Below are 15,847 nucleotides of genomic sequence, written 5' to 3'. Positions count from 1 at the left end.
CTCTTATGCGAAAATATTAAATAAACCAATAGCAATAGCTAAACCAATGACCGGCACCACCACGGTGACCGCACCTACAGCCCAGTAAGCGTCGCTGTGTTTTTCATTACAAATGGCGCGTATGGTCGTGACCACATACCCGTTGTGAGGAAGCGAGTCGAGAGCACCCGAAGAAATAGAGACCACTCGGTGCAGTTGGTCCGGGCTAACGCCTTGGTCTAAATAGTGGGGGCTCACTTCTGGTAGTGCTATCACTTGCCCGCCCGATGCCGAGCCGGTTAAGCCCGCAATAACACTGACAGCAATAGCTGCACCTACCAGTTCATTGCCCGGTATGGCTGTCATTGCTGATACCGCAGTATGAAAAGCAGGGGTTACTTTTGCTACGCCGCCAAATCCTACAACTGCCGCGGTGTTACCAATCGCAATAAGGGCACCTGTGGTGGCGGTTCCGAGTGCTTCTTGCATATCAACAAAGAAGCGCCAGTTCAGCAGCATAATGGCCAGCACGCCACCAGTTAACGCCACAATTAAAGCTTTTTGGGCTAAGGCTTCATGAAACGCAAAGGACAGCCCTAACACCACTAAAAGCGGAATAATGCCAGTCACTGGGTGCGGTAGCTCTCGCTCAACCAGGGTTGGGTCTGAACTGCGCTCCACAAAGTGCTCGCCTCGGCTTACGGCTTTTTTGATCATGCTCATAAGCCACCAGTAGCCAATAACAAACATAACAATGGCCACCACTAAACTAACTTCCCACGCTGCCCAGGGTGAGGTTCCTAAATATTGAATGGGAATCCAGTTTTGAATTTCGGGTGAGCCTGCCGAGGTCATGGTGAAAGTCACAGAGCCAAAGGCAAGGGCCGCGGGGATAAAGCGACGTGGTAAGTTGGCGTCTTTAAATAAACTAAGTGCCATGGGGTATACGGAAAACGCCACCACAAACACACTCACACCACCATAGGTTAGTATGGCGCAGGCAAGCACTACAGCTAGCACCGCTTGGCGTTTGCCTAGCTTATGAATAATCCAAGCGGCCACACTGTCGGCCGCGCCTGTGTCTTCCATGAACTTACCAAAAATAGAACCCAGCAAGAACATTAAAAACCACGAGGCCACAAAACTTGAAAAGCCGTTCATGTAGCTGTCGACAAAGTTCACCTCGCCGACAAACACGGGCACTTGGGCTGTCACCGCAACAAATAACGCACACAAAGGAGCACTGATAAATAGGTTCCAACCCCGTAATGTTAGTATGATCAGCAGCGCCAAGCCGCCAACTAAACCAAACATACTCAACATATAAGCCTCTCTTATTCTTCTTTTTTAGGTTGCATGTATTGTTATGCATGATGACCCACATACCCATAGTACTATGGTACAGGTCACAAACTGTTAACATTGGGCTAAAGTTTGTTCGCATACAATAAAAATTGCTGGCGTTGAGCTAGTAGAAAGCGAACCCAAGGGGAATAAAATGAAACAAGTCACCTTTAAACGCTCACTGTGCGCTTTAGCGGTTGCTGCCGCTATGGCTGGTACTGTCACCACCGCCATAGCACAAGAGCAAGAAAGCGAAGAAAACAAATCCGAAACCCGCACCCTCGAGCGCATTGAAGTAACGGCCCGCCGAACGGTGGAAAGCATTCAGGAAGTACCTGTGGCGGTCACTTCTATTAGTGACGCGGACTTAATGGAGCGTGGCGTTTCCACCATTCTTGAAGTCGCCCAGTTCTCACCAAACACCACATTGCAACAAAGCCGTGGTACTAACTCGACAATTACCGCATTTATTCGTGGGGTAGGCCAAGAAGACCCATTATGGGGTTACGAGCCAGGGGTTGGTATTTATATTGATGACGTATACGTTGCCCGCCCTCAAGGTGCGGTGTTGGACATTCTGAATGTGCAGCGCGTGGAAGTGCTGCGTGGTCCACAAGGTACCCTGTATGGTAAAAATACCATTGGTGGTGCTGTGAAATATGTCACCCGCCGTATGACAGGCGAACGTGAGTTTTCTGTTTCCGGTACGGTGGGCAGCTTTAATCAGCGCGACCTAAAGCTTACCGGTGAAGTACCTCTTATCGACAACACCCTCTATTTTGGTTTTGGATACGCCAACCTACAACGTGATGGGTATGGTAAATTCTTAACCAGCGCGTTACCCGACCAAGACTTAGAAAACTACAACAAAGACTTACAAGCCATGCGGGCGACCCTTGAGTGGTACCCTTCCGACGATGTTTTTGTGCGTTTGGCCTATGACCAAACCGACGACAAGTCGAACTCGAAAGGGGGTTACCGTTTACTGCCAAGTATTGTGACCAACGCGCCTGTTCCTGACAGCATTTATGACTCGTACACAAGTTTGCCAACTGAAAACAAAGTGGAAACGAAAGGCCTTAGTTTAACGGTGGACTGGGAAATGAGCGACAGCATTACCTTGCGCTCTATTACCTCGAGCCGCGAAAACTACTCGCCGGTGAACATTGACTTTGACAACACCTCCGAGCGTATTTTTGATGTGCCTGCCATTTACGACGACAAATGGTTTACGCAAGAATTCCAAATGAACTACCGCTCAGACAACCTTTCAGTGGTGTCGGGTCTTTATTATTACGACGCTGAGTCTTGTGGTGTGTTTGATGCCATTTTAGAAGTATTGGGGCAAGGTGCTTTTGGTACGCCTGGCTTAACTCGTGAAGTGGCAGGCTGCTCAGACAGCAATAGCCAAGCTGCCTACGCACAAGGAACTTACTTCTTTAGTGACAAGTGGTCGATGACTGCCGGGTTACGCTATACCCGAGATAAGAAGGAAGCACTCGTTCGTAACGGTCTCATCTTTGATACTGTTTACCCTGAGTCGGGCTGGATTCCTGGCTATGTGCGCGACCCGAACCTACAAACACCCGTAGTACTTGATGACAGCAAAACGTGGAACAAGTTGACGCCACGAGTGGGTGTTGAATATCGTCACAGTGGCGACACCATGTTTTATGCAAGCTTTGGCCAAGGCTTTAAGTCGGGTACCTTTAACCCGCGTGCTGAAACTGCAGAACCTGCTGCGAACCCTGAAGACGTTTACTCCTATGAAGTGGGTGTGAAAAGCGATGTTACGAACAGCCTACGTGTAAACGCAACGGCCTTTATGCTCGACCATAAGAACCGTCAGTATGTGTCTGTTATTCCAGACCCGAACGACCCAACGGTACTTAACCAGCGGTTAGCCAACGTGGGTGAGTCGGACGCCACCGGGCTTGAGCTTGAAGTTACCTGGATAGCGACAAACAACCTGACCATTTTCGGTAATTTAGGGCTGATTGACTCTGACTTTAGCAATGTCATGAGCTATGACGCGCAGGGTAATAAAATTGATATTACCGATCAGTTTGTGATTACTAACACACCTGAAACAACCGCCAATATTGGCTTTAGCTACGACACCAGCTTTGCTAACGGCGACTTAGTGTTTAATGGTAACTACAGCTACCGTAGCAGCTATGCCTTAAACGAGTTAGGGAACGTCCTAACCCAAGACGGCTACGGTATTTTGAACCTTGGTGTGAACTGGTACAGCGCAAATGGTAAATGGAACGTTGGCTTACATGCGAAGAACTTAACCGACGAAGAGTTTTTGGTAGGTAACTATGCATTCTTAAGTGCTGACCCGAACAACCCAGGCCAATATTTACCTGGTCTAGGTGGTGACACAACCTTAATCGGTTACTACGGTGAACCACGTACTGTGTCGTTAACCCTGGGTTACCGCTTCTAAGCATAACAACCTCCCTGTTAGGTTTTGGCCACCGCTTGTTCTAGGCGGTGGCTTTTTTTATGTATTTGGCTCGGTCCCAGGCTTGTGATACAACAAGTACAAGTAATTCATAACAACAATTAGAGGAAAAATGGCAAAAGCTGTTATTGCTGACGACCATCCGCTGTTTCGTGCCGCCTTACAACAAGCCCTTTCTGAAACCCTTGCGGGCGAGGTGCTTGAAGTGGAAAGCTTTCCAGCCTTGCAGGCCTTGCTGGAAACCGAACGCGACGTGGAATTGGTGCTACTCGACTTGAACATGCCTGGAAATAAGGGGTTAACGGGCCTAACGGCACTGCGTAACCTGTTCCCCGACATCCTGGTGGTCATTGTTTCCGCGAATGAAAGCCCTGAGGTCATACGGCGGGCCATGGCTTTTGGCGCCAGCGCCTATGTACCTAAGTCGTCTCCCTTACCCATGTTAAAAGAAGCCGTGTCGGTTGTTCTAAATGGCGACAACTGGCTACCAGAACACCTGCGCCAAACACCCGCCAACGAGCCTGACACCGCCAGTGAAGACTTTGCTTATAAGTTAGAGCAGTTGACTCCGCAGCAGTTTAAAGTACTTAGCTGTATAGCCGACGGCTTGCTGAACAAGCAAATTGCTTGGGAATTACAAGTACAAGAAACCACCATAAAACAGCATGTGTCAGCTATATTGCGTAAGCTTGGGGTGATTAACCGCACGCAAGCGGGCGTTATTTTTAAAGACATGCTAAGAGCGGAGGAAGAATTAGATACGGAGTCGCTTGATTAACCGACGTAAGGCTACCTTCTTCACGGGTTTAGGTAAGAACTGCGCTCGCACTTCCACCACTTCCTCGCGTATCGCTTCGTTTGGATCGGCGGAGTTCACTATGGCTGGAATGACACTGCCCCACCTAGCTCGCATTTGTCGAATCACATCGACTCCCACTTCGCCGTCGTCAAGGTGGTAGTCCACCAACATTAATTCGGGCGCTTCAGGCAAAGCAAGCGCATCGGCGAGCGTGTGACAAGGGAAAACTTGGGCCCCCCAGTCAGCCAACAAAGAGCTTAATGCTTCACAAATTGCGCGGTCATTGTCGAGCACCATCACGCGTTTACCCGCTAACAACTGGGTACCCGACTCGGCGCTAAACTGCTGTAAAGGCAATGCCGGTGCCTGAGCCTGCCAACCAACCACTGGCAAGCTCACGCTAAAGCAAGTGCCCTTTCCTGGCTGCGAATGCAATTGAATCGGCACCTTGAGTAACCGACACATACGTTCAACAATGGCCAAGCCCAACCCCAGGCCTGGGTTTTCTGAGCTTTTTTCAACCTGGTGGAATTCCTGAAATATCTTTTCCTGTTGGGCGAGAGGGATGCCACGGCCCGTGTCGAGCACTTGCACTTCCACATACCCTGCACGACGACGCACACCGAATAACACCTTGCCTTGGTCTGTATAGCGAATAGCGTTTGAAAGTAAGTTTTGTAGTACTCGACGCAGGAGCTGGCTGTCTGTAGACACGACGGCCGACGACATAACAGCGCGCAAGCACAACCCTTTTTCGCTAGCAATAGCCTGAGCACTGTCGACCAAAGGCTGCATAATTTCCACGAGGGGTACTTTACGCAGCTGTGGTTGTAAGTTACCGCCATCGAGCTTGGTCATTTCTAGCAGCATGGTCAGTAACTCTTCGGCATTTTGTAGCGACCGCTGTATTTGCTGGGTAAGTTTCAGCGCTTCACCTTCGCTGTGTTTTTCCAGCATTTCAGAAAATAAAATAGCAGCATTAAAGGGTTGCATTAAGTCGTGACTCGCAGCGGCGAAAAAGCGGGTTTTACTCGCGTGGGCTTGCTCAGCGGCTTGCTTCGCTTCCCAGAGTTCATGGGTACGTTCCGACACACGCTGTTCGAGTTCTAAATTAATACGCTTTAATTTTTGTTGTGCTTGCACCAGCTCTGTTACATCGGTGTAAGTGGTGACAAACCCACCGTCTGGCATAGGAGAGCCTTGCAGCTCGATGACATGACCGTCTGACTGAGTACGTTGGTAGCGGTAGGCACTGCCTGTACGCAGGTAGTTTAAACGTTTTTCCACCTCTGCTTGTATGTCTTCATTTGGCTCGCCAAACAGACCCCGCTTAGCGTTATAAAGCAGAATGTCTGCAACCGACATACCCGCCTGAATAAAGCCTTCTGGGTAGTCGAAAATAGTAATATAGCGCCGATTCCAGGCCACTAACCGCAAGTCCGCGTCAATCACGCTAATACCCTGTGGAATGTTTTCGACGGAGGCCTGCAGCAGCTCACGGTTAAACCGATACAACTCAGACGCTTCCGAAGCCCAGTCCACCACCTCTTCAACCGAAATATGCGACTGACGTGCCAAAGCGTCGATAAGTAAGCGGCTTGCGGCACTCCCAATATCCCCTGAAAGTTCTCGTTCTATTCGCATTAAAGTGGCAACGGGCACCAAGTTGTCGCTTGGTGCTGCGCCTATGGCTATGCCTAAGCGTTGGTCTAACCGGGTGGCGTCCTTATGGTCAATAAACCGCGCCAGAACGGTACGCAAACGTCCCCAGCTGACATGACGTTCAAACGTACCACTCGACTCGCCTGCATAAGCAAAACGCTGTGCGTATTCCTGCTCGGCAGCAGGATCTCGCGTCAGAAAGGAAACCGCCACATACAAGGCCAGGTTCACTCCTAAGCTTAACCAAACGCCTTGATTAATGTCGGTGTCGGTTAGTCGGGTAATGCCGCCCGTAGTAAGCTGTAGCGAAGGGAGTAATAAAAAGCTCCCCCAAATCGCCGTACCGGCAACTAGCCCTGCAATAACACCGTGTTTATTGGCTCGCTGCCAAAATAAGCCGCCAACGAGCGCAGGGGCGGTTTGTGCCATCAATGCCATGGCAATCAGCCCATTACTCACGAGCGGCAAGCCCGACTGGGTCGCCGAGTGATACAAATAAGCCAAGAGAATAATCACCACCATGGTGAGCCGACGAATGGTTAGCACCACCGTGGGCGTTAAGCTTAAGGCCAGGTTTCGTGCCGAGCGCAGCTTTAGCCACAGGGGGGTAATTACGTCGTTTGAAACCATAATACTCAAAGCTAAGGTTGCCATAATGACCATACTGGTGCCTGCTGCGAGGCCACCAATAAAGGCCACCAAGGCAATGCTAGGACGGTCTGCATATAAGGGTAGCGCCAGCATAAAAGTGTCTTGATGTATGAGTTCTGGCACCAATAGCCCACCCGCTAGAGCAATGGGCAAAATAAATAAATTCATGGCAAACAAATATAAGGGAAAGCCCCAGCGCGCCGTGCGTAACTCACTTGGATGGGTGTTTTCCACAAAATTCACATGAAACTGCCGTGGCAGCACAAACATAGACAGGGCACCTAGTAACATATGGGTCAGGTAGGTATAGGCCCCATTGGGCTTGGCTTCTAAAATAGTCTGGGTTGCAGGGTTTTGTGCCGCTTGCAGCAGCAGGTCGTTCATGCCGTCAAACAAATAGTAGGTGCTTAGCAAGCCAACAATAACAAAAGCCAGCAGCTTCACCACCGACTCAAAAGCCACAGCGTCCATAAGCCCTGGGTGTTTCTCGGCCAAACTTAACCGGCGTGCTCCAAATAATATAGAAAAGCCCACCATGGCCAGGGCAACGCCTGCAGACAAGTCTAAAAACCACCGGGTTTCACCACTCACAGCGCCTGTAATGCTGGCAAAGCTGGCGGTAATAGCGCGTAGCTGCAAGGATATATAAGGCACCAAGGCAATCACTGCAATAATGGCAACAGCGGCAGAAATACCGTTCGACTTGGTATAGCGAGAGCCAATAAAGTCGGCTATGGAGGTAATGTTATGCTCGCGGACCGCCGTCAGTACACGCATAAGCAAGCCGTGGGCAAATAAAAACACCAAAATGGCTCCCGCATAGGTTGGCGCAAAGCTCCAACCATAGTGAACCGTTTGGGTAATGGTGCCGTAAAAAGCCCAGGTTGTGCAGTGCACGCCTAGTACCAGCGTATAACGCCACGGTTTCGGTTTGTCGTTCCGCCGACGTTCGCCACGATATGCAATACTAAAGAGCACTAGCAAGTAGGCGAGCGCCGTAAATAAAACAAAAGATACAGGTAACATACGGCTATTATCAGCATGGAACTTTGTGAATAACAACGTTATTTTTACATGCCATGCAGCAAGTAGCGATCTCTTGTTAGTTATGCGTTATTCTAAAGTAACTCTCACAACTTATTGAGGTCGCTATGTTAGATTTATCTTTATATACAGGCAGTATTCTTTGGCTTGGCGTTATTATTGCTATGGTTATGGTGCAATGGTTGGTCGCCAGCTTAACCAAAGCCAGTAAGCCAGGCGCCATTCCTGGCATGCCCCCAGCTCAGGAGCGGGCGCATAAAAGCTTTGTATTCCGTGCCTGGCGCACACACCAAAACTCCATTGAAAACCTAGGCACTATTTTAGGGGGGGCTGTGTTTGCCATTTTTGCCGGTGCAAACCCTGTGTGGACTCAAGTCTGCTTGGCCATTATTGCCATTGCGCGCTTAGCTCACATGGTGCTGTACTACGCCATTGCCACCAATAAGAACCCAAGCCCACGTACTTGGTTTTTTATGCTCGCTTGGCTTGCAAACGCCGTACTAATTGGCCTTGGCTTTGCCGCTCTTATTGGTTAACGAGCCTGCTGGCTCTTGGAGCTTTCTATGAAGTTTATTCTGCAGTCTGTTTTCCGCGGCTTGGCCATATTGCTGCCTGTCATTATTACGATTGAGCTTTTGCGCTGGCTGTTTCTAAAAATGGAAACCTGGTTGGCTCCCCTGCTTTCTTACGTGTTGCCAGGCGAGTGGTACTTACCTGGCTTAGGCATTGTTAGTTTTCTTACTCTTAGCTTTTTTATTGGGTTTAGCGCTCGTTTCAAAGGCATAGGTTGGCTTTGGCAGTTACCAGGCAAGGTACTTCTTCGTATTCCCGGTACCAAGCAAATTTACGGCATGCTGCATGACATTGTCGACGTAATGTCCGGTAAGAACTTCGCAGATGAGTCGGTGGTTCTCGTTAAACTCCCTCAGTCTGACGTTGAACTCATTGGCATTGTGACTAAGAAAGGGGGTATAACTGGAGACAGAATGTCGGAACTGCTTGAAGAAGAACAATTAGCTGTCTTTCTCCCCATGGCGTACAACGTGGGCGGGTATACCATTATTGTCCCGCAAAGCTGCACCCGCAGTATCGACATGAAGCCCGCTGAAGCCCTGCAACTTGTTATTAGTGGAGGGCTCGGCAACAACTCATAACAACAGGAACTTATCATGAAACGTAAGGCATCTCTTTCTTTGGTGCTTACGGGGTTGGTGTTGTCCGGTATAGCGACGGCACCTGCCTCCTTCGCTACCGAAACAGCCCTTTCCTCGACCAACGGCTATTACCGTGCACCCCACTTAGTGAATGATCAGCTTGTTTTTACCGCCGAAGGTGACATTTGGCTAACCCAGCTGAACAGCAACACGCCCCGCAGGCTTACTTCGAGTGAAGCGGAAGAAAACCATGCGAAACTTTCGCCCAATGGTGACATGGTGGCCTTTGTGGCCAACTACGAAGGCGCCAGCGAAGTCTACGTCATGCCTACCCAAGGCGGCACCCCAAAACGGGTTAGCTTTGAGCAAAGCCGCGTTCGCCTGCAAAGCTGGACCCCAGACGGCCACCTGCTTTACGCTACGGACCATGTTATGGGACCTGCCAACCAGTGGGTGCTGCGCAAAGTTAACCCCAGCACTCTGCATACTGAAACCATTCCTCTTATCGACGCCATTGAAGGCGTAACCGATACGCATGGCAAGCAGTTGTTTTTTACCCGCTTTGGTTTACAAGCCACCACAGACAATGCTCGGGTGTATCGTGGCGGGGCAATGGGACAAATTTGGCGCTACCAACTAGGCAGTGACCAAGAAGCCGTTCATTTAACTGCAGGCCATGAAGGGTCTGTGCGTAAACCTATGTACTGGCAAGGCCGCGTGTACTTTATTAGTGACGCAGACGGCACACCTAATATTTGGTCTGTTTCAGAACAAGGCGGCGACTTTACCCAGCATACTCACTTTGATACCTGGCAAGTGTGGGACGCCACCCTGTCCAATGGCACCATTGTGTACCAGCAAGGGGCCGACTTGCATGTGTTCGACCTGAACAATAACCAAGCCTCCCCATTAACGCTTAGTCTGGCTAGCGACTTCCGTCAACGCCAAGAGCGTTGGCTAACGAAGCCTCTTGACTACCTCACACACATGAGCTTTGGCGGCAGTGACGAACAGGTTGTGTTAACGGCCCGCAGCCAGGTTGCCTTAGCTGCAAAAGCGCCTCGCCGCTTGGTTCAAATTGACACGCCGGAAGCAAGCCGTTCGCGCCACGCTATTATTAGCCACGACGGCAAGTGGGTATACGCTATTAATGACCACACGGGTGAAAATGAAATTTGGCGTTTTGCAGCAGACGGTTCTTCAGACGCAAAGCAACTAACCCACGATGGCAACACCTTCCGCTGGAATCTCTACTTGTCCCCCAATGGCCGCTATTTAGCCCATGACGACAAAGACGGAAACCTTTGGTTGCTTGACTTAGAAAAAAACAAAAACGAGCGTATTTTTACCGGGGCCAATGGCCATACGCCATTAGGCAAACTAGCTTGGTCCCACGACAGTACGGCTCTTGCCTTTAGTCGTACCGACCTGCAAGGCTCACGTCACCAAGTTCTGCTGTACTCTTTAAAAGACAACCGAACCGAAGTTGTCACCTCAAACAAGTACGCTTCCTATTCTCCGGCCTTTAGCCGCGACGGCAATTGGCTGTACTTCTTATCCGATCGCCACTTCAAAGCGACACCTACAAGCCCGTGGGGCGACCGGAATATGGGGCCTGTTTTTAACAAGCGCACACAAATTTATGCGCTTGCCCTAAAGCGCCAAGCCTGCTTCCCATTTGCACCACCGGCAGAAGTTGTGCATTGTGACAACGAAGCTGCCGAAAAAGAGCGTACGGCCCGCCTGCGTTCGAAGCCGATTGACTGGGACGGTTTAACCGACCGCCTATGGCAAGTACCGGTTGCTGCAGACAACTATTACAACTTAGAAGTAACCGACACTCGTCTGTACGTGCAAGCGCGCGACAATGGACCTGCAAGCTTGTATCAAATTCCCTTTGCACAAACGGATATAAGCCGCGAAGTGTTTGCGAGTCATGTGAACAGCTATCAGGTATCACGTGACGGCAAGCGCCTGTTCTTCCGCCAAGGCAAACCACATGAGTTGTATATTGTGGATACTGGTGCGAAAGCGCCAAGCGACCTAAGCAAAGCGCGTATTGCTACGAACCAATGGCAACTAGCTATTAATCCGCAGGTTGAATGGCAGCAAATGTTCCATGACGCATGGATTATGCACCGTGACTTCTTGTTCGACCGCAATATGCGGGGCGTAGACTGGGATGCCATGCGCGCCCAATACCAGCCGTTGGTTGCACGCTTAACAGACCGCCGTGAGCTTGACGACCTATTTGCTCAACTTTTGAGTGAGCTCAATGTGTTGCACTCTCAAGTGCGTGGTGGTGAGTATGCCCAGCGAGCAGACCGCCCAGCAGCGGCAAGCTTAGCAGCGGCCTTTAGCAACCACCGCGATGGCTTGCAGATTGCGCATATTTACCAAACAGACCCTGAGCTGCCTATGGCTGCAGCACCGTTTGCAAAACCAGGTGTAAAAGCCCAGGTGGGAGATGTTATTACCCACATTAACGGTGCGCCTGTGAAACACTTAGGCGATCTCACCACCGCTTTACGCGGCCAGGTAGGTAAGCAAGTGCGGGTCGACTTAAAACGTGGCCGAGAAACCTGGTCCACCATTGTTGAGCCTGTGACCCCGAATGCAGACCACCGTTTGCGTTACCAAGATTGGGTCCAAAAGAACCGTTCAAAAGTTGCCGAAGCCAGTGATGGCAAGTTCGGGTACATCCATATTTACGCCATGGGTGGAAACGACATTGCCGCCTTTGCCCGTGAGTTCTACGACAACGTAGACAAGGACGGCTTGGTTATTGACGTTCGTCGTAACCGCGGTGGGAATATCGACAGCTGGATTATTGAAAAGTTACTGCGCCGTGCATGGATGTTCTGGCAACCACGCCAAGGCGAAGGCTACACCAACATGCAGCAAACCTTCCGAGGCCAACTAGTAGTGCTGACAGACCAGCTGACGTATTCGGACGGTGAAACCTTCTCAGCCGGTGTGAAAACCCTTGGCTTAGGTCCGCTTATTGGGAAACGCACAACGGGTGCAGGTGTATGGCTTTCAGGCCGGAACCGCTTAGCCGACCGCGGTGTTGCCCGCGTTGCCGAAACCCCGCAACATGCGATGGACGGCACTTGGGTCGTGGAAGGCTATGGTGTAGAGCCCGACATTGAAGTAGAGAACCTACCCTATGTTACCTTTAATGGCAGCGACGCCCAGCTAGAGCGTGGCATTGAAGTGCTGCGTGAGTTGCTTGAGAAAAACCCACGCCCAACCCTTACGCCCGGCTCGCTCGATGCACCATACGGAGCTGACCCAGTGAACCGTGATTGATGAGCAAGAAGCTTATACCCAACGAGTAAAGCGCTCGTTGGTGTATACATTACAAGCCCTGCTTCACTGTAAGCAGGGCTTTTTTATGCCGAGAGTGTCTGTGTGTTAGGCATAAAAAAACGGCCCCCGTAGGAGCCGTTTATTGCATACAAAGCTTGCTGCTTATAGGTACTGCTTAGAAGCGGTAGCGAACACCGATTTTCGCAGTCCACGTGGAAGCACGTGCGTTGTAACGCGTGGCGTTGCTTGGTGAGGTGTCGAAACCACCAAACGGGCGCTTGTAGATGTACTGGCCAGTTACTGGGTCAATATCAACATCAACTAAGCGAACACCTGTGTCTGAGTGACTCACAGTGTGACGTTGGTTATCAGTGAAGATAGCCAATACGTTGCGAACGTCTACGTAAATAGCACCACGATGGTTGTTAAACAGACCTGGAATTTCCTGCTCGAAGCGGAAGTCTAGGTTGGTGTTCCACGGACCACGGTTACCTTCGTTACGTACTGCATAGCCGCCAGCAAACTGCGTTAAGTTTGCTTCATTTAAGTAACCAGCAAACTCTTCATACGTTAAACCACCTGCGTATACAACGTTCGGGTCATCAGCTCCTGTTGGGATGTACGGCAGGTAGTTGGTACCGCTATACAAGCCGCTTGAGCTACCGTCACCGAAGCCACGGAAGCGGAACGCGTTAAGCGTGTAGCTGTATGGACGACCTGAAGAACGGTCCCAGAACAAGCTCATGTTGGTGTCGTAACCAGCAAAGAACTGTTTGGTGTAGTTCACGCTCGCCATAAAGCGATGCTCAATTTCATACGACGCACGACCAACAGTTGCGTGGTTTTTGTCCACTGCTGTTTGGTAGTTGTAGTTTGAGTGAGCTGTAGAAGAGCCACCTGAAGTGATGTCTTGAACGTCTTGGTTGGTGTAGCTAAAGCGAACACTTAAACCATTGTCCCAAGCGTTACCCATAGTGAAGGTGGAGATTAAGCTGTCGCCACCAGAAACGTTGGTTAACAGAATGTCGAAACGGTTCGTGTTGTAGCCGCCAATGGTATCTGGACGTGGGCCTTTAAGTGGGTCCCAGTTTACATACAATGGACGTCCGCCCGCTGATGTAACTTGGTTGCCGTTTTCATCAAGTAGTGGTGCTTTTGCTAAGTTCGTCCAAGCAACCTCACGGTCTTTCTTGGTGTAAATAAACTCAGCAGACGTAAACCAACCTGAGCCTAGCGGACCTAAATCTAGGTTGTCATAGTCAAACGCAATGCTGTAGCGTGTGTCGTATGGCATTTTGAAGTTCGGGTCGATTGGCGTGGTGTTACCGTCACCTTGCTGAAGTGCATCTTGCATCTCTTGCGGTACTTTGGTGATGTCTGCACCAGCATAATCTTCAAGCGCATCCGCATATACAATGGTTACACCGTCGTTCGTGTAAGCGTTTGAAATCCAAACGTTCGGACGACCACCTGCGAATAAGCCCATACCACCGCGAACCGTTAGGTTGTCTGTCCATTCGTAGTTAAAGCTGAAACGAGGCAACAACAGGTCTAGACCATCAAGGTTGTTGGTGTTAGCAAAGTCGTAACGGTCGAAGAAGTTCTGGTTAAACGTTGGACGGTCGTTCGAGAAGAAACGCTCGTAACGTAAACCGAAGTTTAGGGTTAAGTCCCAAGTTACATCCCAAGTGTCTTGAATGTAGAGGGCTGTGTTCCCGTAAGCAAACTCCGCCGCACCGTCATTTGCGTTGTTGGTGTAAGCGTTTTGGTACTTGATTTCACTTGCAAAACGGTTTTCAAAGTCTGCAAGGCTGTCAAATGTAAACTCACCGAGTGAACGCTGAACGAAGGCGTTGAAAACGTCAATTTTCTGGTGCTCAACACCAAATTGAATGTTGTGGGCATCAAGTAGGTACTCACCGTGGAACTTAAGTTCTGTGGTGGTCGTGTCTAACTTGTTTAAATGACGTGAGTAGTCTGGACCAATGCTGATCTCACCAGCGTCACCCATGCTATTTTCGTCGTCTGTGAAGCGAATGTTAACATGACCCATGTGCTTACCTAATGAAGGCATCTGGTCTGTTTTTACATCTTTCACAGAGGCTTTTAGTTCAGTGCTGAAATTGTTTGTCCAGTTTGAGAACAACTGCAGTGCGAAGTTGTCCATAGACTGGGTACGCGTGTACCAGTGAGAGTTCAAGTGCAGATTGGTTCTTCCATCTGTACGCGTGTTGTTTGCTGCTTCGTCATCAGCACGCTGGTAAGTAAAGGCAGCACGGTGATTGTTGTTAATGTTCCAGTCTAGTTTCAGAAGGTATTTTTCATCTTTCTGATCTGGCTGAACGTTCCAGTCACCTGCGTCAACACCATATACTTCTTGTGCAATGCGTTGTACTTCACTGACTAAGAAAGGGTCAATTTCTTTTGCTTCAATTGCGCTAGAGCCTGCTGGACCTTGTGCAATTGACGTTGGCTCTTTATAGGTCTCGTAGTTTGCGAAGAAGAACAAACGGTCTTTAATAATTGGACCACCTACGCTAAAACCAATGCTTTCTTCTTTATAGTCAAGCTCTGGAGCTGAGTGGTTTGGTTCATACTTGCTTGGGTCTGGAGAGCCCGCTAGGTTGTCACCTGCATACTCATAGAAGACCGAACCAAAGAACTCGTTCGTACCAGAACGGGTTACGGCGTTAATACGAGCACCAGTGAAACCACTGTAGCGCGCGTTAAATGGCACAGATTCAATTGAAACCTGCTCAATTGCATCAATTGAGATAGGTGAACGGTTTGTCGGGTAACCACCAGAGTTCAAACCGAAGTCATCGTTTTGGCCAATACCGTCAACCGTGATGCTGTTGTAGCGTGGGTTGTTACCACCTACAGTTAGCGAGCGGTTGTCGTCACCAAGGTCGGTTGCAAGTGGGTTTTGACGCACGATGTCTTTTAAATCACGGTCAAATGAAGGCAAGGTTTGAATTTCGTTTTCACCCCAAGTGCTCGAAGAGCCTGCTTGTAGTGAAGTGAAGTTAATAGCACGACCGGTTACAGCAATACGCTCATACTTTTCAGCGCGTGGCTCAAGCTGTGCGTTCAAACGGTATGCGTCACCTAATTGCAAGAAGATGTCTTCTAGCGTTTGGCCTTCGTAAGTGTCCGACTCGATCATGACTCGGTATGGGCCACCAACACGTAAACCACCGGCAACGAACGTACCTGACGCGTTCGTTACGGCTGTTGTACGTGTACCTGAAGGTACGTGCTCAATAATGATGCGGGTGTCTGCAACGACTTGCCCTGCTGGCCCAACAATCTGTCCTCGCATAGAAGAAGATGTTTGCGCAGCGGCTACACCAGAAAGACCCAATGTAAGCGCTACAACGGTCGCAATACGGGTCAGTTTCATTTTAATCATGCCATTTACCTGAATAGTTG

The 15,847-nt window shown here is 49.8% G+C and carries 8 protein-coding genes; 5 read left to right on the top strand and 3 right to left on the bottom strand.

The genetic code is table 11. The features are described 5' to 3' along the window. Window positions 1-3: 3 nt before the first annotated feature. Window positions 4-1,302, bottom strand: a complete 1,299-nt coding sequence (locus tag CWE15_RS10960) for a GntP family permease (protein WP_126758136.1) — start codon at window positions 1,300-1,302, stop codon at window positions 4-6. 175 nt (window positions 1,303-1,477) lie between these two features. On the opposite strand from CWE15_RS10960, the gene CWE15_RS10955 reads away from it, so the two are divergent. Continuing rightward, window positions 1,478-3,775 (top strand): TonB-dependent receptor, encoded by a 2,298-nt coding sequence (locus tag CWE15_RS10955; RefSeq protein WP_126758135.1) that lies wholly within the window; start codon window positions 1,478-1,480, stop codon window positions 3,773-3,775. A gap of 130 nt (window positions 3,776-3,905) precedes the next feature. Beyond that, window positions 3,906-4,571, top strand: a complete 666-nt coding sequence (locus CWE15_RS10950; protein WP_126758134.1) for a response regulator transcription factor — start codon at window positions 3,906-3,908, stop codon at window positions 4,569-4,571. Here the strand turns inward: CWE15_RS10950 and CWE15_RS10945 are convergent. After that, the gene (locus CWE15_RS10945) at window positions 4,548-7,931 is read right to left on the bottom strand and encodes a PAS-domain containing protein (protein ID WP_126758133.1); all 3,384 of its coding nucleotides are present in this window, start codon (window positions 7,929-7,931) and stop codon (window positions 4,548-4,550) included. The genes CWE15_RS10950 and CWE15_RS10945 overlap by 24 nt on opposite strands. 125 nt (window positions 7,932-8,056) lie before the next feature. On the opposite strand from CWE15_RS10945, the gene CWE15_RS10940 reads away from it, so the two are divergent. The 3 genes from CWE15_RS10940 to CWE15_RS10930 are packed head-to-tail and all read left to right on the top strand — an operon-like array spanning window position 8,057 to window position 12,415. Next, window positions 8,057-8,485 (top strand): MAPEG family protein, encoded by a 429-nt coding sequence (locus CWE15_RS10940; RefSeq protein WP_126758132.1) that lies wholly within the window; start codon window positions 8,057-8,059, stop codon window positions 8,483-8,485. A 27-nt stretch (window positions 8,486-8,512) separates the two neighbouring features. Continuing rightward, window positions 8,513-9,103: a DUF502 domain-containing protein gene (locus CWE15_RS10935; protein ID WP_126758131.1), complete on the top strand. Its 591-nt coding sequence runs from the start codon at window positions 8,513-8,515 to the stop codon at window positions 9,101-9,103. Between the two features lie 15 nt (window positions 9,104-9,118). Next, window positions 9,119-12,415 (top strand): S41 family peptidase, encoded by a 3,297-nt coding sequence (locus tag CWE15_RS10930; RefSeq protein ID WP_126758130.1) that lies wholly within the window; start codon window positions 9,119-9,121, stop codon window positions 12,413-12,415. Window positions 12,416-12,590: 175 nt separating this feature from the next. Here the strand turns inward: CWE15_RS10930 and CWE15_RS10925 are convergent, their stop codons facing one another. Then, window positions 12,591-15,827 (bottom strand): TonB-dependent receptor, encoded by a 3,237-nt coding sequence (locus CWE15_RS10925; protein ID WP_126758129.1) that lies wholly within the window; start codon window positions 15,825-15,827, stop codon window positions 12,591-12,593. Window positions 15,828-15,847 lie beyond the last annotated feature (20 nt).

The sequence above is a fragment of the Aliidiomarina taiwanensis genome (assembly GCF_003987015.1).
Taxonomy (GTDB): domain Bacteria; phylum Pseudomonadota; class Gammaproteobacteria; order Enterobacterales; family Alteromonadaceae; genus Aliidiomarina; species Aliidiomarina taiwanensis.
Note: the sequence above shows the minus strand (reverse complement) of the source record. Positions and strands in the feature narration are given on the sequence as shown.

Coding starts and splice junctions, on each gene's coding strand:
- CWE15_RS10945 (WP_126758133.1), bottom strand. CDS start 7,931: ATGTTACCTGTATCTTTTGTTTTATTTACGGCGCTCGCCTACTTGCTA.
- CWE15_RS10940 (WP_126758132.1), top strand. CDS start 8,057: ATGTTAGATTTATCTTTATATACAGGCAGTATTCTTTGGCTTGGCGTT.
- CWE15_RS10930 (WP_126758130.1), top strand. CDS start 9,119: ATGAAACGTAAGGCATCTCTTTCTTTGGTGCTTACGGGGTTGGTGTTG.
- CWE15_RS10960 (WP_126758136.1), bottom strand. CDS start 1,302: ATGTTGAGTATGTTTGGTTTAGTTGGCGGCTTGGCGCTGCTGATCATA.
- CWE15_RS10935 (WP_126758131.1), top strand. CDS start 8,513: ATGAAGTTTATTCTGCAGTCTGTTTTCCGCGGCTTGGCCATATTGCTG.
- CWE15_RS10925 (WP_126758129.1), bottom strand. CDS start 15,827: ATGATTAAAATGAAACTGACCCGTATTGCGACCGTTGTAGCGCTTACA.
- CWE15_RS10955 (WP_126758135.1), top strand. CDS start 1,478: ATGAAACAAGTCACCTTTAAACGCTCACTGTGCGCTTTAGCGGTTGCT.
- CWE15_RS10950 (WP_126758134.1), top strand. CDS start 3,906: ATGGCAAAAGCTGTTATTGCTGACGACCATCCGCTGTTTCGTGCCGCC.